The 15,895-nt window shown below is 45.9% G+C and carries 19 protein-coding genes; 4 read left to right on the top strand and 15 right to left on the bottom strand.

All coding sequences use genetic code 11. The annotated features are described in order from the left end of the window. The first annotated feature begins 145 nt into the window (after positions 1 to 145). Positions 146 to 625: an N-acetyltransferase gene (locus R5H20_RS08670; RefSeq protein WP_006638285.1), complete on the top strand. Its 480-nt coding sequence runs from the start codon at positions 146 to 148 to the stop codon at positions 623 to 625. A gap of 34 nt (positions 626 to 659) precedes the next feature. Here the strand turns inward: R5H20_RS08670 and gerR are convergent, their stop codons facing one another. From gerR to R5H20_RS08655, 3 genes are all read right to left on the bottom strand, one after another. Continuing rightward, entirely contained in the window at positions 660 to 1,265 is a 606-nt protein-coding gene (gene gerR / locus R5H20_RS08665; RefSeq protein WP_029418540.1) for a sporulation-specific transcriptional regulator GerR, read from the bottom strand. A gap of 154 nt (positions 1,266 to 1,419) precedes the next feature. Beyond that, positions 1,420 to 1,593 (bottom strand): 50S ribosomal protein L32, encoded by a 174-nt coding sequence (gene rpmF, locus R5H20_RS08660; protein WP_003181522.1) that lies wholly within the window; start codon positions 1,591 to 1,593, stop codon positions 1,420 to 1,422. 23 nt (positions 1,594 to 1,616) lie between these two features. Further along, positions 1,617 to 2,132 (bottom strand): YceD family protein, encoded by a 516-nt coding sequence (locus tag R5H20_RS08655; RefSeq protein ID WP_006638287.1) that lies wholly within the window; start codon positions 2,130 to 2,132, stop codon positions 1,617 to 1,619. 219 nt (positions 2,133 to 2,351) lie between these two features. On the opposite strand from R5H20_RS08655, the gene R5H20_RS08650 reads away from it, so the two are divergent. Next, positions 2,352 to 3,599: a nucleotidyltransferase gene (locus R5H20_RS08650; RefSeq protein ID WP_006638288.1), complete on the top strand. Its 1,248-nt coding sequence runs from the start codon at positions 2,352 to 2,354 to the stop codon at positions 3,597 to 3,599. 19 nt (positions 3,600 to 3,618) lie between these two features. On the opposite strand, the gene R5H20_RS08645 is transcribed toward R5H20_RS08650, so the two are convergent. Continuing rightward, entirely contained in the window at positions 3,619 to 4,641 is a 1,023-nt protein-coding gene (locus R5H20_RS08645; RefSeq protein ID WP_040348362.1) for a SepM family pheromone-processing serine protease, read from the bottom strand. A gap of 322 nt (positions 4,642 to 4,963) precedes the next feature. Here R5H20_RS08645 and ylbJ point away from each other — a divergent pair, with 322 nt between their 5' ends. Continuing rightward, a complete protein-coding gene (ylbJ, locus tag R5H20_RS08640) occupies positions 4,964 to 6,184 on the top strand; it encodes a sporulation integral membrane protein YlbJ (RefSeq protein WP_006638290.1) in 1,221 nt (406 codons plus the stop codon). A 17-nt stretch (positions 6,185 to 6,201) separates the two neighbouring features. On the opposite strand, the gene coaD is transcribed toward ylbJ, so the two are convergent. From coaD to R5H20_RS08595, 9 genes are all read right to left on the bottom strand, one after another. Then, positions 6,202 to 6,687 carry a pantetheine-phosphate adenylyltransferase gene (coaD, locus tag R5H20_RS08635; RefSeq protein WP_006638291.1) on the bottom strand — a complete coding sequence of 162 codons (486 nt, stop codon included), beginning with the start codon at positions 6,685 to 6,687 and terminating at the stop codon, positions 6,202 to 6,204. Continuing rightward, positions 6,680 to 7,246: a 16S rRNA (guanine(966)-N(2))-methyltransferase RsmD gene (gene rsmD / locus R5H20_RS08630; RefSeq protein ID WP_006638292.1), complete on the bottom strand. Its 567-nt coding sequence runs from the start codon at positions 7,244 to 7,246 to the stop codon at positions 6,680 to 6,682. Before rsmD ends, coaD begins: the two co-directional genes overlap by 8 nt. A gap of 286 nt (positions 7,247 to 7,532) precedes the next feature. Then, positions 7,533 to 7,805: a YlbG family protein gene (locus R5H20_RS08625; protein WP_006638293.1), complete on the bottom strand. Its 273-nt coding sequence runs from the start codon at positions 7,803 to 7,805 to the stop codon at positions 7,533 to 7,535. A 68-nt stretch (positions 7,806 to 7,873) separates the two neighbouring features. Further along, positions 7,874 to 8,323, bottom strand: a complete 450-nt coding sequence (locus R5H20_RS08620) for a regulatory iron-sulfur-containing complex subunit RicF (protein ID WP_006638294.1) — start codon at positions 8,321 to 8,323, stop codon at positions 7,874 to 7,876. A gap of 265 nt (positions 8,324 to 8,588) precedes the next feature. Then, the gene (locus tag R5H20_RS08615; RefSeq protein WP_006638295.1) at positions 8,589 to 8,828 is read right to left on the bottom strand and encodes a YlbE-like family protein; all 240 of its coding nucleotides are present in this window, start codon (positions 8,826 to 8,828) and stop codon (positions 8,589 to 8,591) included. Between the two features lie 14 nt (positions 8,829 to 8,842). Beyond that, positions 8,843 to 9,241: a YlbD family protein gene (locus R5H20_RS08610; RefSeq protein ID WP_006638296.1), complete on the bottom strand. Its 399-nt coding sequence runs from the start codon at positions 9,239 to 9,241 to the stop codon at positions 8,843 to 8,845. A gap of 97 nt (positions 9,242 to 9,338) precedes the next feature. Continuing rightward, positions 9,339 to 10,331 (bottom strand): dimethylarginine dimethylaminohydrolase family protein, encoded by a 993-nt coding sequence (locus R5H20_RS08605; RefSeq protein WP_006638297.1) that lies wholly within the window; start codon positions 10,329 to 10,331, stop codon positions 9,339 to 9,341. A 2-nt stretch (positions 10,332 to 10,333) separates the two neighbouring features. Next, positions 10,334 to 11,578, bottom strand: a complete 1,245-nt coding sequence (locus R5H20_RS08600) for a Zn-dependent hydrolase (RefSeq protein ID WP_006638298.1) — start codon at positions 11,576 to 11,578, stop codon at positions 10,334 to 10,336. Then, positions 11,560 to 13,014: a sodium:solute symporter family protein gene (locus R5H20_RS08595; RefSeq protein WP_006638299.1), complete on the bottom strand. Its 1,455-nt coding sequence runs from the start codon at positions 13,012 to 13,014 to the stop codon at positions 11,560 to 11,562. Before R5H20_RS08595 ends, R5H20_RS08600 begins: the two co-directional genes overlap by 19 nt. A 181-nt stretch (positions 13,015 to 13,195) precedes the next feature. Between R5H20_RS08595 and R5H20_RS08590 the strand changes: the two genes are divergently transcribed. Continuing rightward, positions 13,196 to 14,071, top strand: a complete 876-nt coding sequence (locus tag R5H20_RS08590; RefSeq protein ID WP_006638300.1) for a LysR family transcriptional regulator — start codon at positions 13,196 to 13,198, stop codon at positions 14,069 to 14,071. A gap of 26 nt (positions 14,072 to 14,097) precedes the next feature. On the opposite strand, the gene R5H20_RS08585 is transcribed toward R5H20_RS08590, so the two are convergent. Together R5H20_RS08585 and R5H20_RS08580 are read right to left on the bottom strand one after the other, a co-directional pair. Further along, on the bottom strand, positions 14,098 to 15,144 hold the full coding sequence (locus R5H20_RS08585) for a CAP domain-containing protein (protein WP_006638301.1): 1,047 nt from the start codon (positions 15,142 to 15,144) through the stop codon (positions 14,098 to 14,100). A gap of 149 nt (positions 15,145 to 15,293) precedes the next feature. Beyond that, positions 15,294 to 15,740 carry a CBS domain-containing protein gene (locus tag R5H20_RS08580; RefSeq protein WP_006638302.1) on the bottom strand — a complete coding sequence of 149 codons (447 nt, stop codon included), beginning with the start codon at positions 15,738 to 15,740 and terminating at the stop codon, positions 15,294 to 15,296. Between the last annotated feature and the right edge of the window lie 155 nt (positions 15,741 to 15,895).

Raw genomic sequence — 15,895 nt, 5'->3', positions numbered from 1 at the left:
GCAAAAATTGAATCAGATGACTTGCTTGGTGTTTCAAATTTTCAGAAAACCGTTTTTCTACATTATATTAGAAAATTTTTATCATTTGGATTTTTATAAAAAAGCGATTACAATATAGGTAGAACACAAACAAGGGGGTAACAAAATGGTTAAAGTCGAACGTTTGCTGATCAATTATAAAACACTTGAGGAATTCAAAAAATTCAGGGAATACGGGATTCAAGAACTCTCCATGCTGGAGGACCTTGAAAGCAACATGATTGAAAACGACAGCGACTCGCCGTTCTACGGCATCTATTACGGGGATCGGCTCGTGGCAAGAATGAGCCTGTATAAAGAGGATGGGAAATTCAACAAATATTTTGAAGAAGGCCAGGATTACCTTGAGCTCTGGAAACTTGAAGTTTTGCCGGGATACCAGCGCAACGGGTACGGGACGAAGCTTGTGGAATTCGCCAAATCTTTCGGTCTGCCGATACGCACAAGCCCTCGTGTCAAGTCATCCGATTTTTGGAACAAAATGGGCTTTACCGCGGTAAAATACGATATGGCCCGGGACAAAGGGGAAAATCCGCTCGTTTGGCATCCTGACAGCGAAAGCAATCAAAGCTCTGAATCCGCATAAACGAAAAACCGGCCGAAAGCTTATGGCCGGTTCCCTACTTCTCCATTCGTTCCAGATTGCCGTTCGGCTCCATTTGAAACTTAACCTTTTTGTTCCGCTCATCCTCCTGGAGTACAACCATTTTTCTGGCGCGCTCCATGATTTCAATCAGCGCTTTATAATCCTCCTCTGTCAGTTCAAGCTGTTTCTTCAGTGATTCATTCTCGCTCTTCAGCTTCTCGACCTCTTCCTTCAACGCGTTGACTTCTTCAATGAGCCGTTTTTTTTCTTCGCCGGCATCTTTTTGGGACGGCGCTTGTTTCAGCTTTTCTAAATAGCGGATGACATCATCGATCGTCAGGTTATCGGCTTTGTCTCCGGAAACGGTTTTCACCGAATTCGGCATGTTTGCCGCGTGAATCCCGATTTTTTTCCGCAATTCTTTGCGCTGCTTTTTAGCCAGTTCAATTCCAGATTGATACTGCTTTCTGACAAAAGAATTCCAGCGGAAGCCGCAGGCGGCAGCCGTTCTGCTCAATGCTTTGCCGACTTCCTCAAACGCCGACAGCTGTGTGCCGCCTTCCCTGATGTGCCTTAACACAACTTCAGCCAGCAATATATCTTCATCCTGCGTCCACGCATCCTGTCTTGTAACCGTCAAAAAAAATCCCCCCATGGCTTTATGAATTTACCTCATACATATGCAGCTAATAGAGTAGATAGACTATTTTCTTTTCAGGAAATAAAAGGATGAGAGGGGGGTTCTGCATAAAAAAACACAAGACCGGAAGTCTTGTGTTTTTGTTTCTTATGGATTAGTTGCTTTTTACGTCTTTTCCTTTGTATGATCCACATGCTTTGCAGACGCGGTGTGAAAGTTTCATCTCACCGCAGTTTGGGCATTCTACCATACCAGGCACTTGCAATTTAAAGTGAGTACGACGAAGTCTTTTTTTCGTTTTAGAAGTTCTTCTAAAAGGTACAGCCATTATTCCCACCTCCTTAAAGAGCGTTAAGATTCATCTTCTTGTTTTAAGAGCTTCCCAAGACCGGCCAGTCTGGGATCGATTCGATTTTTCCGGTCATCTTCTGTAATGACCTTCCAATCCCTGCCTTCTTGCGGAGCACCTTCTTCTTTTTGAACAGATTCACAAAAGATTTGCATAGGGATCTCAAGAAGGATTTCTTCTTTTACGACCGGCGTCAAGTCGATCAGATCATCCTCGACCATGTGGACGTCTTCATCTTCGATTTCATCGGTCTTATGAAATATAAACAGTTCTTTTGTTGAAATACTGAATGGATAACGAACATCAACAAGCGTTCTAGAACAAGGCAAGATCATCTCGCCCGAAATTGTAAAATCAAATGCAGCCTGCTTTGACCGGATTTCCGCTCTTCCTTTCACCCGCACCGGTGAAATGCTGCGTATATCCGAGATTTGAGAGAGTTCGTTCAGATCAACTGTTTCATCAAATTCAAAACCTGTCTTCGGCATTTGATTGAGCTGATGTATCGTCCATTTCATTGTATCACCTCTAAGAGAGCAACAAACATGATTATAGCTTTCATCATGTTTTTTGTCAATATTTTTTCTTTACAGATCACAGGCCCGCATCATTGATTCGTTGACATCGTGCACGACAATTCATACACTTAGAAAAAACGCTGCTCCAAGCGGACACCCTGTACATTCCATGTGTAAATGTATCATATCTATTTCAACAGATGCAAGGGAGGCGGAAAAATGAAAGCAGTCGGCGTTGTGGTCGAATATAATCCGTTTCACAACGGGCACTTATACCATCTAAAAGAAGCAAAAGCACAAACTGAAAGCGATGTGGCGATTGCCGTGATGAGCGGCTTTTTTTTGCAGCGGGGCGAGCCCGCCATCGTCTCCAAATGGGCGAGGACGAAAATGGCGCTTGCATCGCATGCTGATCTCGTCGTCGAGCTTCCTTATGCTTTCGCCGTTCAAAAGGCCGAAACATTTGCCGAAGGCGCCGTCTCCATCCTCGGGGAATTGCAGTGCGGTTCATTGTTTTTCGGCAGCGAAAATGGCGATATTGACACGTTTCTTAAGGCAGCGGCGTACACCATGAAACATAAAAAAGCGCTTGATGAAGAAGTCAAACAGCAAATATCCACCGGCATAAGCTATCCGGCCGCAATGGCAAAAGCGTTCCGCGCCGTGACAGACGGCGGCATGCTCGACCTTTCCAAACCGAACAATATCCTCGGATTTCAATATGTCAAAACGATCCTCGAGAAGGATATCCAGATGAAACCCGCGACTGTCAAGCGCCTTTCCTCAAACTATCATGATGCTTATTTCCCTGAGGGATCGAGCCGCATCGCGAGCGCGACAAGCGTCCGCAAATCAATGCTGGATCAAGGAAGCCTCGCATCCGCGAGCTCTTTCCTCCCTGAAACATCGGTTCATGAACTCGAGGAATACGCCCGGACCTTCGGCCTTTGGCACTCGGCTGAAGATTATTTTTCCTTTTTGAAATACACCCTTCATACGATGGATATGGAAGAGCTCCGCGGAATTTATGAGGTTGAAGAAGGGCTTGAGCACCGTATTATGAGGGCGATCCGCACTGCCGGGTCATTTTTGGAATACATGGAGCTTTTAAAAACGAAGCGTTATACATGGACAAGGCTGCAGCGGATGAATACGCATATTTTAACAAGAACAAAAAGAACCGATATCCGCCGCATTCTTTCTGAAGGGCGACCTGCCTACATCAGGCTTCTCGGGATGACCAAAAAGGGACAGGCGTACCTCTCGAAAAAGAAAAAGCAGCTCTGCGTTCCACTCATCACGAAGATCGGATCTTTTTCTCACCCGTCCCTTAGCCTGGACGTAAAAGCCGGAAAAGTGTTCAGCGCGCCTCTGAAGGAGCCTGCACGATCGATGCTGACAGAACAGGAGTATTCGCTGTCACCGATCAGATATGATGAAGACCGCCGGGAATTTTTGCGCAAATAAAAAAGCGCCTGAACTTTCATCAGGCGCTTTTTACTTTCTTTTCTAAATAGTGAATCGCATCATCCATCGTGTCGACAGGGACGATTTTCATAGCGCTCTTAATGTCTTTGGCCGTTTTGACCGCTTCCTCATAATTTGATCCTTTTCGTCCGCCTTCATTCGGTGCGAAAAAGATGTCCGCTCCCGCGCGGTCTGCAGCGACGATCTTTTGGCTGATTCCCCCGATCGGCCCCACTTTTCCTTCATCATCAATCGTTCCTGTCCCGGCAATATGGTGTCCCTTTGTTTCATCTTCTTTTGTCAGCTGATTATAGATTTCCATGGACATCATCAGACCTGCTGACGGTCCGCCGATGTTTTCGATATCCATGTTGACATCGGGTTTTACTTTCACATTCCGGTCTGTAATGAGAGAGACGCCCAGCCCCGCTCTGTCGGGATCTTCCTTAAACGTTTTCAGCTTCAGGCCGAATGACATTTCTTTTTTGTCCCTTTTGATGACCACTTCCACGCTGTCTCCCGCTTTTTTCGTTTCGATGTAGCGGACGAGCCTTTCCGCCGATTGAAAGGTTTTTCCGTCAACTTTCTTAATTTGATCTCCGACCTCTATCTTTCCTTTAGCGGGCATGCCGTCGACAACAGCCATGGCATAGACGCCGTTCGATGTGTAGCTGACTTTTTTCCCGGCCCGCTTATAGGCGGCGATCATCGCATTTTCCTGGGAATCCCTCATCATCTGCAGCTGTCTTTTCATATACTCCTGATCAGATTCGCCTTTTTGTTTAAAGTTATCTTCAGGTAGAATTTCATGGTAGGGGCGCATTTTCGCCCATAAGTATGTAATGGGGTTGGCAGGTCCGACCTTGACGGTCATCAAAGAAAAACTGCCTTTTTCAGGGTATCCGTCCTCCACCTTAATTAAAGGATTCAGCTCTGTCGCTTCGCCCGGCTCTGTGATGTAATAAGGCAGCTTCACGAACGTAAGAGCGGCCCCGAGGATGATAACCAATAATGCGATACGGATCAATCTTATTTTCTGCATGAAAACGTAACCCTCCTTCTTCAATATAACAGCTGAAAGCAGATCCGTTTCATTTGCCCGGCCTGCATGAATCCACAAATCGTTGAATACCTTCTAATGATCCGATTTCAAGAGAAGGGTTTTTTTCAATTTAGTATGTTCAGCTTTTTGTCAAAAAACCTCAGGGGGGAGAATCTGATGGTCTAAAATTTGGACCAAGCCTCGTATAATGATAAAGAAGTTTCTGAAAAGGGGGCTTCTCAGGCTTGCCGACATAACTCCTGCTTATTTTATCATGAACCTGTTTCCAATGTGAATTTTACAGCCGTAAGGAGGGTTAGAAATGGACATGTCAAAGATAAAGACTTTACTCATTGCCGGTGTGCTGCTTTTGTTTACCGCCGCCGTCATCACCCACCCGCAGGAGTCGCTCAACGCTTCAAAAAGCGGACTTGCCATGTGGTGGGAAGTCGTGTTCCCTTCCTTATTGCCTTTTTTTATTTTATCTGAGCTCTTGATCGGATTTGGAATCGTCAAATTTGTCGGCCTCCTCCTCGAACCTTTCATGAGGCCGGTTTTCCGGGTTCCCGGAGTCGGCGGATTCGTGCTCGCGATGGGCATGGCCTCCGGAAACCCGGCAGGTGCAAAGCTGACCTCAAGACTCAGACAGGAGCGGCAAATTTCCCGTGTAGAAGCCGAGCGGCTCGTCTCATTTACCAATTCCTCGAACCCGCTCTTTATTTTCGGAGCTGTCGCGGTTGGTTTTTTTCATAATCCGTCACTGGGCTTTGTGCTTGCGGCAGCCCATTATTTAGGCAATTTGGCTGTTGGGCTGACAATGCGTTCCTACGGAAGAAAAGAAGAAATCCTCCATACGAGAAGAAAAAAGCTCCCTGTGCCTTCCATGAAAGAAGCATTTAAAGCACTCCATAAAGCAAGGCTTGAAGAAAAAAGGCCGCTCGGAAAACTATTGAGCGATGCCGTGATTTCTTCCGTACAGACCTTGCTGATGGTAGGCGGATTCATCATTCTTTTTTCTGTCTTTAATAACATACTGTCCGTCGTGAAGATTGCAGATGTCCTCTCTTATGCCACCCGGATGGTCATGACGGCGCTCCATTTCCCTGCAGACTTTGACAAGCCTTTATTGTCGGGTCTGTTTGAGATCACGCTCGGAAGCAAACTTGTCAGTGCAACGGATGCCGTTTTGCTGCAAAAAGCCGTCATCGTCAGTTTCATTCTCGGATTCAGCGGTTTCAGTGTACAGGCTCAAGTTGCTGGAATTTTGGCTGAAACGGACATTCGCTTCAAACCGTTTTTTATTGCTCGCCTCTTGCAGGGAATCTATGCGGCTTTATTTGCGCTCATCCTTTGGAAGCCCCTTTATACGGCCTTCTCTTCTCCAAGTGAGCCGGTCTTCTCATTTTTGCGGGAGGGAGGACGTGAATCATTTCTCATACAGACATGGAATTTTATCGTACAAACAGGTCCCCTTCTTACGATTGCGACCCTTTTGCTTTATATCGTTCTTTACAGCAGACAGTCGGCAACTGTGAAAAAATGAGCAGCCGTTTTGGCTGCTCATTTTTTTGCAAACTTTTTTTGAAGCGCAGCTTCGACCGCTTCCGGTACGAGCTCTGCTACAGATCCTTTGTATTTTGCAACCTCTTTGACAATGCTTGAGCTCAAAAATGAATACTGGTTATTCGTCATCATGAAAAACGTTTCAATATTCTCGTCAAGCACTTTGTTCATCGAGGTTCCCTGCATCTCATATTCAAAATCGGAGACGGCTCTCAGCCCTCGCAAAATGACATTGGCCTGCTTGCTTTTCGCATATTCAATCAAAAGCCCCTGAAAAGATTCAACATGGACGTTTGGAATGTCCCGCGTTACTTCACGCAGCAGATCACAGCGCTCCTCGACCGTAAACAGCGGCTGTTTTGAGGAATTATTTAAAACGCATACATAAACCCGGTCAAATACTTTTGCTCCGCGCCTGATAATATCCAAATGTCCAAAGGTCACCGGATCAAAACTTCCGGGACAAACGGCAATGCTAGCCATCCCCATTCCCTCTCTTTCTATATATGGTTACTCCGGTTACACCGTATATCTCCTGCCGTGTCATCAGGAGTTCGCCCACTGTCTCCGGAAGCACCACTTCTTTCACATGCTCCGCCAAAATAAACCCTTTATCAGTCAGTATATTTGCTTCGTCAATGATTGATAAGAGCGCTTCCAGCTTTTGCTCACGATAAGGCGGATCCAAAAAAACCGCGTCAAATGTCAAGCCCCTTTTCACCGCCGCATGCAAAGCCCGTTCAGCGTCATTTCTGTAGACCTCCGCGCGCTGTTGAAGTCCCAGCGTTTTCAAATTGCTTTTTACCGTTTGAATCGCTTTAAAGTCCCGGTCGACAAATACGAATCGGTCAAACCCTCTGGAGAGCGCTTCGATGCCCAATCCGCCGCTTCCGGCATACAGATCAAGGCCTTCTCCTCCGTCAAAATAAGGGCCGACCATATTAAAGATGGACTCTTTCACTTTGTCTGTCGTCGGTCTGGTTGACGTGCCGGGAACCGCTTTTAATGCACGCCCTTTATAAGTCCCAGAAATCACTCTCATATTTCCACCACTTTTTCTTCAAACTCGAAAAAAATCATCACTATCTTATCATAAAGTGTTTTTGGGCACAAACAATCAAAGTCGATTTCTTATGTATAGGAGACTGAACACATGGTGATAATAGTAGCAACAGCATCGATTGATGTTGTTGCCAACCGCGGAGAAGACTTACGTTTCCCCATAAGTTCTTCCTCCGGTTTCTCCTCTCCCTTTGCCTTCTCCTTAACTCGTTAAGGAATAGAAGGACCCCGCAGGGTATTCTGCGGGGATTTTTTTAAACAAAATATTAAATTCCTGCTTTATAATCGTATTCCTTTGCTTTGTCCAGCTTAGATTCAAATTCCATTTTCAAAAACGGCTTATATGATGGATCGACCTGTTTGACAAACGAGTACGAACGGATCTTGGCCGCTATTTTTTCCGCCTCATCCATATTACAGTAAACGACCACATATTTCAGCCGTTTTGAAACATAGTGAACATTCCCAAATTTCCTGAGCATTTTCGCCTGCTTTAGAGAGTGAAGCCAGACGATTAATCCCTGACGTTTTTCTTCCATATTTTTCACCTGCCTGTCGCTATGTAACCAAAACTTCTATGAAAAAGACGAGACTAAAAAGGGTCTCGTCAGGAAACTTTGCAGCCGCAGCTTCCGCCTGATCCGCAGCCGCCGCCGCAGGATGAAAGATTATCAAAATAAGGATTTCCGGTCGGTACTTTAATATGCTCTGAAACAGCCCGGCCGATTTCAACGCTGACCTCATCAAGTATGCTTTGCAGCTCGGTTTCCGCCTTTTTAAAATCGGCAACCGTATCATGAAGGTCCAGCTCTCGTTTTATATCCCTCATTTTTTTTGAAATCTCTTTATAGTCAGGATGATACTTTCCAAAACGCTGCACATCCTCATATTGCTCTTTTATTTTCGTAAATGAAGCGATAATACGCCCAGCCTCTTCATCTTCTTGGAGACGCTTGTAGCACTCTCGGTAATGTTCAGCCGCCTCTGATTGAAGAATCATGCTGGCCAAAACATCCGCTTCATTCTGAAGCCGCAGGGATTCCATTGTGGCATACATTGACATGCACCTCCGAGTATTAGTGTATCATAAAATGGGATTTTTCAAAATGTCTATGTCATGTGGAACACCGCATGCTGAAATTTCAACGGCTCGACCGGCGTCTGTCATGCCTTTTGGTTTCGGTTTATATGTAGAGCAGCCAGCCAGCAGAAAGCAAAGACACAGAATCAGACAGCATTTCTTCATTTGGATCAACTCCCTTGCCCACTAGTTTTGACGGATGGGCCCGTTTTTATGATCACAAAAAAAGACTCAGGTCCGGTTAATCCTGAGTTCGCATAGCCTGAAACATTTGAATCATCATTTGAGCCATCTGAAGGCTGCTTGAAAACTGGTTCACACGATGGGGAATCGTTTTTTCGTAAAAATTCATCATATCAAGCTGAAAACCGGACAAATCATCAGGACGGCGGGAGAGCTTGCGGTACCAGACCGGCTGCTCGCGGATAAAACGGCGGCGCTCTTCATTTGCGAACACAAATTCCTGCACTTCTTTACGCATGACAAACTCCTTTGCTAATCTTTCCGGAAAGAAAACGGATGATGTCCCCCATGGTGGTCCGCATGTTTTTGATTGCCTCCCGAAAACTGGCTGAGCAGGCTTTGAAGCGAAGAAATGGACTGGCTCATTTTATTGATTTGTTCGTTCATTTTGTCAGCATCCATTCTCCTGACAGCCGTCACCATTTTAGAGATAAAATCGTTTTTTCCGCTCTCACCGGACGGCTTTTCCTGTGTTCCCTTCTTTTCTTTATAAGGCTCCCAAATCGCGTCGTCTTCCCCCAGCAACACCCAGTTCTCATAAACTTCCTGCCAGCTTTTTTCCTCTTTCCGCACGGCGGAAATCAGCTTAGGATGCCGTTTAACAAACCGCTTAAATTCATCGACTGATGACTGTGCGTTTTGATTCGCCAACGTCAACACCCCCTCCGAAAAACAAGTGCCTAATATAGTGTATCTTTAACAGGTGAAATGTGTTCGCCTAAATTCCCCGAGGCGGGCGTTCAAAACTTTACATATCTTCCCTTGCAAGCGGGAGAGTCGAACAGTGAATGCCTCCTCCCATTTTTCTGATCTCGGAAACATCCACAGGTATCGCCTCTATGCCGCTTCTCTCCAAAACTTCCATTGTACGCGGCGCATCGGCCGAGAATAATACTCTACCTGGGGAAACGGCCAGACAATTGACGGAAAGAACCGGATCTTCAGGATCGGCAAATAACAGCTTAATGCCCCGCCTGCGCATCTCTTCCATAAACCAGTACGGCAGCCGGGCCGGATCAACAAGAGCAGTCTCGCTGTCCAGCATTAAAAAGACTTCATCAAGATGAATCTTGTCAGCCGGCAAATCAACTGTTACAAGCTCTATCCCTTGCCATGACAGAATTTGCTCGAGCTGGCCAATCCCTTCCTGGTTGACGCGGACAGAACGTCCAATCAAAGCCGTCCGCCTATTCAGCATACAGAAGCTTCCGCCTTCAATAAATCCGTTGCCCTGTATCGTCCCTAAAATCGGAACGCCCATTTTTGCAAAGGTTTGATAGGCGCAATATTCCTCTCCCTCACGCATTTTTAATGCGAACCTGGTCAAAATCACCCCGCCCGGGACAGCAAGCCCAATGTCTCTCGTATAGATGGATTTCGTATGAAACGGACCTCCCCCTTGCAAATCGACTACCTCTGCCCCGACGTCCAACAGCGCCTTTCGCAAGCCATCGTGCTGGCGCCGGACAAGCTCCGGATCAATCGATTCAAAGCCGTACGTGTATCCCTGAATTTGCGAATCGCGGTCTCTCAGCACACGGGCATCGATCCGCTCCTCGTACGTTCCGCTCCTAAGCAGCTCCAGTTCTTTGCCGGGGCGGTGCAAAACAACAGTTTGAATCGCTCCGACGTGATTGGTCACTCCCCATTTTCTTCCCCACACTTTTTGCAGTGTCTCTTCATCATGAAAGCTTTTTTGAATCATGCTTTCTCCTAAAAATTCCTGTGTCGGCAGTGGCATCATTACATCTCCTTTGCATATTGATGTTCCAATAATAAAACGGTTTGAAGCAGCACCTCGGCCCCCCTTCTGCAATCTTCTGATGAAGAATGTTCCTCAGGACAGTGGCTTTTCCCATCAGCGCTCGGGATAAACAGCATAAGGGACGGGAATAATGAAGCGATAAATTGCGCATCATGCCCAGCACCGCTGAACATCGGCCGGAAGGAATAGCCAAGACGGCTGACCGCCTCTTTTGCAAGAGCCATCATCTTTTTTGAAAAAAAGGTGGTCTCCGTTTTCCACAGCATCTTCACATCCATCTCCGCCTCCGCCTCACGGACGTGAACATCAGCGAGCCGGATGATACGGAGGACGGCTTCTTCCCGTACTTCTTTTTTGGCATGGCGTACATCCACTGTAAAAACCGCTTCACCCGGTATGACGTTGTAGATGTTTGGGCTGATGTCAAAACGCCCAACCGTCGCAGTTAATCCGTCATCAATCGAAGACGCCAGATCCGGAATCCGGGTGATGATAGATGATGCCGCAACAAGGGCGTCATGTCTCATGTCCATCGGTGTTGTCCCGGCATGATTGGGTGCTGCGCTGATTGTGATTTCAATGCACGTGAGCCCGACGATTCCCTCGACGATCCCGATCTGGTCCCTTGACCGTTCTAGAATAGGCCCTTGTTCAACATGCAGTTCGATATAGCATGAAGCATTCTGAACCCTGTTCTTTCGCTCTCCTTTAAAATCAAGATTCTCTAAAGCTTGCGAGAAAGAAATTCCCGCTTTATCCGCTTTTTCATATGCTTCTTCTCTCGAGTATCGTCCGGCGAGAACGCCTGATGCAAGCATGGACGGTTCAAATCTCGCCCCCTCTTCATTCGTAAAATTGACCAGCTCGATCGGGCGCGTCAGCCTTTTTCCGCTCTCCGCCAATGCCCTGACTGCTTCGAGTCCGGCTAATAATCCGTAGACCCCGTCATAAGCACCTCCGTTTTCAACAGTGTCTAAATGGGAGCCGATCAGAACGGGGGGTTCATCATTCACTCCTTCATACCGGGCATACATATTTCCAAGGTCGTCGAGTCTGACGTCCATTCCGAGTTCTTCGCACCATCTTTTAAACAAAAGCCGGGCTCTCCCGTCTTCCTCAGTTAAAGCCAGCCTTGATATGCCGCCATTTTCGTTTCTTCCAATCATGGACATCTCTTTCAGGCTTTCGTCCAACCTGGACGAGTTTACATCGATCGTTTCCATACGTCTCCCCCTTTTCCCGAATCTTGAAGATTGGCCGTTTCTAGAGAAGATTCATGATCAGCCGGCTTTGCTGCGGGCAGAGCATATACAGCCAGCACCATCGTCATCCCGCCGGCGGCAAGTCCATACATAATCGGTTCTCCAGAGTCGGCGCCTTTCCAGACAAGTCCCCCGATAACAGCGGCGGCGCTGATGAGAATCGACCAGAAGGCCGCAGCGGCGGTCGCTTTTCTCCAGAAGAAACCAAGGATGATCGGGAAAAACATCGCACCTGACAAAATTGCATAAGCGATATCTAAAGCCGTCAGAACATCTTGAATCCAAAGGGCGCAAATGATGCTGAAAAGACCGATAATCAAGGTCACGGCGCGCGAGTAAAAAAGAAACTTCTTTTCAGTCATATCGGGAACAAGCTTCGGCTTGATGATGTCGTTAACAAGCAGTGTAGAAGATGCCAAAAGCGAACCCGAAGCCGTCGACATCAGCGCTGATATGACGCTTGCCAGCACAATTCCCAGCAGACCGGAAGGAAGGGTATGAAGCGCCATATAAGCAAAAGCATTCTGCGGCTGATCAAGAGCGGGAAAGACCGCATACGCACACATCCCGATCAGGCTGACGCCAATGGCGTAAAACATACTGTAGATTCCGGCGCCGATTCCGCCTGCTTTGACGATTTTCAGCGATTTCGCCGTAAAAGTGCGCTGCCAAAGCTCTTGACCGACGATCATGCCGAGGGTAAACAATAAAAAATTTTGAAAAATTGTTCCGCCTCCGATTGTACCTATATTAAAATAAGAATCAGGAAGCCGCTCTGTGATGCCCTCCCAGCCGCCTGCCTGAATAAGGCTTGCGGGGAGCATAATAAAGAAAATGCCTGCCGTCATAATGACAAATTGAACGACATCCGTCATGGTAATCGCCCACATTCCGCCGAGAAGCGTATAGAAAAGGACGATCCCTCCGCTTAACAAAATAGAAGGAAAAAGACCCCAGCCGAGAAAAACATTTAGAATCGTTCCCATGCCGATGATTTGCGTGACAACCATTAAAGACGTATACGTACAGGCGACAATCGCGCTGATCAGCCTTGTCTCTCCTTTATAGCGCCTGCTGAGCATCTCGCTGATCGTCAAAACATCCAGACCGTAAATCTTTTTCGCTAGAAAAAGACTGAGACAAATGATCCCCGCCCCCAGCATGATGACCATCCATGCACCTGATATGCCGTGCAGATAGCCCAGCTTAGCTGTGCCGATTGTAGAAGCCCCGCCCAGCACAACAGCCGCCATACATGACAAGTACATGAAAAAACCGAGATTTCGTTCAGCAACAGCGTAAGATTCAGAGGTTTTCACCTTTTTTGAGCCCATCCACCCAACAAACAAAATGACAGAGAAATAAAGAATCATAATGAATAGATCAATGTGTTTCATGCGCCCTCCTTTTATTTTCTGACTTATCTGTAAATTTAACATAGGAAGGTGCTGCAGAAAAATCGACATTCATTATGATTCCATCACAACTTTTTATGTCACGTTTTTTGACGATTTGCTTGCTTTTACGAAGGAACCATTTTAAACATATCAAAAATGACACATATTCGGGAGGCTCCAGATGGAATTAAGACATTTAAAAACGTTTCAAGTGGCTGCCGATCTTCTCCATTTCACAAAAGCAGCGGAGCGCTTAAATTTTACTCAGCCTGCTGTCAGCGCCCAGATTCACTCACTCGAACGCGAATTAAAGCAGCGGCTGTTTTTCCGAATCGGAAAACAGACATATCTCACCCCTGCCGGGAAGCTGCTGAAACATTATACAGACCGTCTGTTTCTGACAATTGAACAAATGGAATCATCATTATCAAGGCTGGCAAAGCCGAACGGGCAGTTAATGATCGCCGCATCCGAGATTTATTGCGCCAATTATTTAGTTCCCATCGTTTCTGAATATCTGAAACAGCATCCTGAAGTAGACATTCACATTCTTTCCCGTGCAAACAATGAAGTCATAACTGGAATTGAAAACAATCATTATGATGTCGGGATCATTGCCGGCGAACTTACCAATAAAAATATCACTAACATCCTGATTGAAGAAGAAGAACTGGTTCTTGTCGCCGCTAAAAGGCTGTTTCATCATTCACCCGAAAAATTGATGAAGCACCTTCCTTTTTTTAAATACCGGACAGACGGCTACTACCAAACCATGATGGAGGAGTTTTTGTCGCGGTCAGGTTATTCTCCTGAAAAAACCGTTGAAGTCGAAAGTGAAAAGGCGATTAAAGCAGCGGTTTTGAAAGGAATGGGAGTTGCCTTATTAAGCAGCAATCTCGTAAAGGAAGAAATTAAAAAAGGTATTCTCCAGGCGATAAAAGGAGCGCATAAAACCATTCAAGTCAAAACCTCGCTGATTACACCCGCACATAAAAAAGAAACCGCCACTGTTCAAACATTTATCAGGACGATCGAATTGCTGTGGAATCGTATATAAGACAAGCCCGGGAATAACCCGGGCTGTCATTCGTTCCACTGTTTGATAAAGTTCTGCGTATAATATTTCTCATCCACCCCGACTCCCAGATGGGTATAGTCGGCGTTTAAGAGAGCTTTTCTGTGTCCTTCGCTGTTAAGCCAGCCCTCAACAGCAGCCGGGCCGTCGACATAATTGAGAGCGATATTTTCTCCCGCCTGTTCAAAATTCACGTTCCCTTTTTCCAGACGGTCCTTCAGCGTACCCTCCGTTTTCGAAACGTGGGAGAAATAACGGTGCTCCTTCATATCGCTGCTGTGGCCATAGGCAACCTTGGCCACGGCTTCATCCCACTCAAGCTGAGAAAGGCCGTGTCGTGAGCGGATCACATTTGTCAAATCAAAAATCTGTTTTTCATTCGCCTTCTCAATTTTCTGCCAATCCGATTCAGTCAGCGCTTTCGGTTCAATCAAGGAGCCCCTGTAAACGACCTCATACGGCCTCTGCTTAATCAATGTTGCTGCATCAAACGCCCTGATGCTTGACAGCGTCCCTTCGAATTTATCCATATAAAGCTGAACATAGACATTTTCCAGTTTCACAGTGGGCCTGGTGTTCATATCTTCCTCTGAAAATTCAAAACGGTACGAACTGCCGTCATACTTGACATTGACATGCGGAGCAATCTGTGTTTTTTTAAACACGTCTCTTGCAGGCTGACCGATTGTAAACGGAGCCGTATTGACCTTGTCGCCTGTCACAAAAAGAGTAACAGCCTTATCGTTGAGAATGCCGATTTGAACATATTGTTTTGCTCCCTTATTGTACACCCACCATTCATAATCATAAGCAGACGGGTCGATTCTATCAGGTTTGCCCAGCTTTTTCTCAACAGTTTCAGCTGATTCCCCGATAAATGACAGCAAACCGGATGAAGGAATGTTTAACTTGTTTTCCTTTTTGGCATCATTGTTGGATACCTGCGGCTTGTCTTCTTTTACAATCTTCTCGGGGGTCGAACCGTATTGGATAAAAAGAGCGTATGAAGCCGCAACGATGAGAAGGATCAAGAAAGCTCTAAAAATATTCTTCAAATTTCCACCTCCTGCCAACGGATCAATCTATTACATAAACGGACTCATCACCTTCCGCCAAAAAACTCGTCTTTAGTGTCATTTAAACAGAACTTACGCGAATTTTCAATTACAATACAGCCTATTATCATGAGGAGACAAATATGTTTTTAATGAAGAAAATCCCCACGTCGTTCTTCATTTTCCGAAATAAATGTCAAAGCGTCCCCGGCTTGGCGATTTGATTTTTCGTAAGTCGAGACATCCCCGAGCGTAATCATTCCCGTTAATGTTTTCCCGTTTGTGACCGGAATCCGCCTGATCTGGTATTCTCCCATCAGTTCAATGGCTTTTTCAAGTGAATCATCTTCATTCAATGTGATAAGCTCTGTCGTCATGACGTTTGTCACTTTTTGCGAATTTGGTTTTTTGTCGGCTATTCCCCGCAAGACCAAGTCTCTGTCAGTTACGATGCCGACAAGTTCAAAACTGTCATCACGCACAACAGGAATCGCACCGACATTGCCTTCCTTCATTTTCACAGCTGCCTCATATACATTATCGAGAACTGTACAATATAACAAATCTTTTGTCATGATCTCCTTAACACTAGTCAAAAAAAGACCTCCTCTTCGTGACTGTCTTTCGTATTTGTTCCTATTGTCGTCAAGCCTTTCATGATTCATACTTTCATCAAAATATTTATATGAAGCAGGATTGAAAGTTTAACGCTTTCATACTATGATTGTCAGTAAAGGTAATTTTTTAAAAA

Source organism: Bacillus sp. KICET-3 (assembly GCF_033261025.1).
Lineage (GTDB): Bacteria > Bacillota > Bacilli > Bacillales > Bacillaceae > Bacillus > Bacillus sonorensis.
Note: the sequence above shows the minus strand (reverse complement) of the source record. Positions and strands in the feature narration are given on the sequence as shown.

What these genes read in the sequence shown, in the direction of transcription:
- rpmF (WP_003181522.1), bottom strand. Translation starts at nt 1,593, where the DNA reads ATGGCTGTACCTTTTAGAAGAACTTCTAAAACGAAAAAAAGACTTCGT.
- R5H20_RS08625 (WP_006638293.1), bottom strand. Translation starts at nt 7,805, where the DNA reads ATGGAAGAAAAACGTCAGGGATTAATCGTCTGGCTTCACTCTCTAAAG.
- R5H20_RS08670 (WP_006638285.1), top strand. Translation starts at nt 146, where the DNA reads ATGGTTAAAGTCGAACGTTTGCTGATCAATTATAAAACACTTGAGGAA.
- R5H20_RS08590 (WP_006638300.1), top strand. Translation starts at nt 13,196, where the DNA reads ATGGAATTAAGACATTTAAAAACGTTTCAAGTGGCTGCCGATCTTCTC.
- coaD (WP_006638291.1), bottom strand. Translation starts at nt 6,687, where the DNA reads ATGGCTAGCATTGCCGTTTGTCCCGGAAGTTTTGATCCGGTGACCTTT.
- R5H20_RS08615 (WP_006638295.1), bottom strand. Translation starts at nt 8,828, where the DNA reads ATGCGTAAAGAAGTGCAGGAATTTGTGTTCGCAAATGAAGAGCGCCGC.
- R5H20_RS08655 (WP_006638287.1), bottom strand. Translation starts at nt 2,132, where the DNA reads ATGAAATGGACGATACATCAGCTCAATCAAATGCCGAAGACAGGTTTT.
- R5H20_RS08620 (WP_006638294.1), bottom strand. Translation starts at nt 8,323, where the DNA reads ATGTATGCCACAATGGAATCCCTGCGGCTTCAGAATGAAGCGGATGTT.
- R5H20_RS08595 (WP_006638299.1), bottom strand. Translation starts at nt 13,014, where the DNA reads ATGAAACACATTGATCTATTCATTATGATTCTTTATTTCTCTGTCATT.
- R5H20_RS08650 (WP_006638288.1), top strand. Translation starts at nt 2,352, where the DNA reads ATGAAAGCAGTCGGCGTTGTGGTCGAATATAATCCGTTTCACAACGGG.
- rsmD (WP_006638292.1), bottom strand. Translation starts at nt 7,246, where the DNA reads ATGAGAGTGATTTCTGGGACTTATAAAGGGCGTGCATTAAAAGCGGTT.
- R5H20_RS08600 (WP_006638298.1), bottom strand. Translation starts at nt 11,578, where the DNA reads ATGGAAACGATCGATGTAAACTCGTCCAGGTTGGACGAAAGCCTGAAA.
- R5H20_RS08645 (WP_040348362.1), bottom strand. Translation starts at nt 4,641, where the DNA reads ATGCAGAAAATAAGATTGATCCGTATCGCATTATTGGTTATCATCCTC.
- R5H20_RS08605 (WP_006638297.1), bottom strand. Translation starts at nt 10,331, where the DNA reads ATGCCACTGCCGACACAGGAATTTTTAGGAGAAAGCATGATTCAAAAA.
- ylbJ (WP_006638290.1), top strand. Translation starts at nt 4,964, where the DNA reads ATGGACATGTCAAAGATAAAGACTTTACTCATTGCCGGTGTGCTGCTT.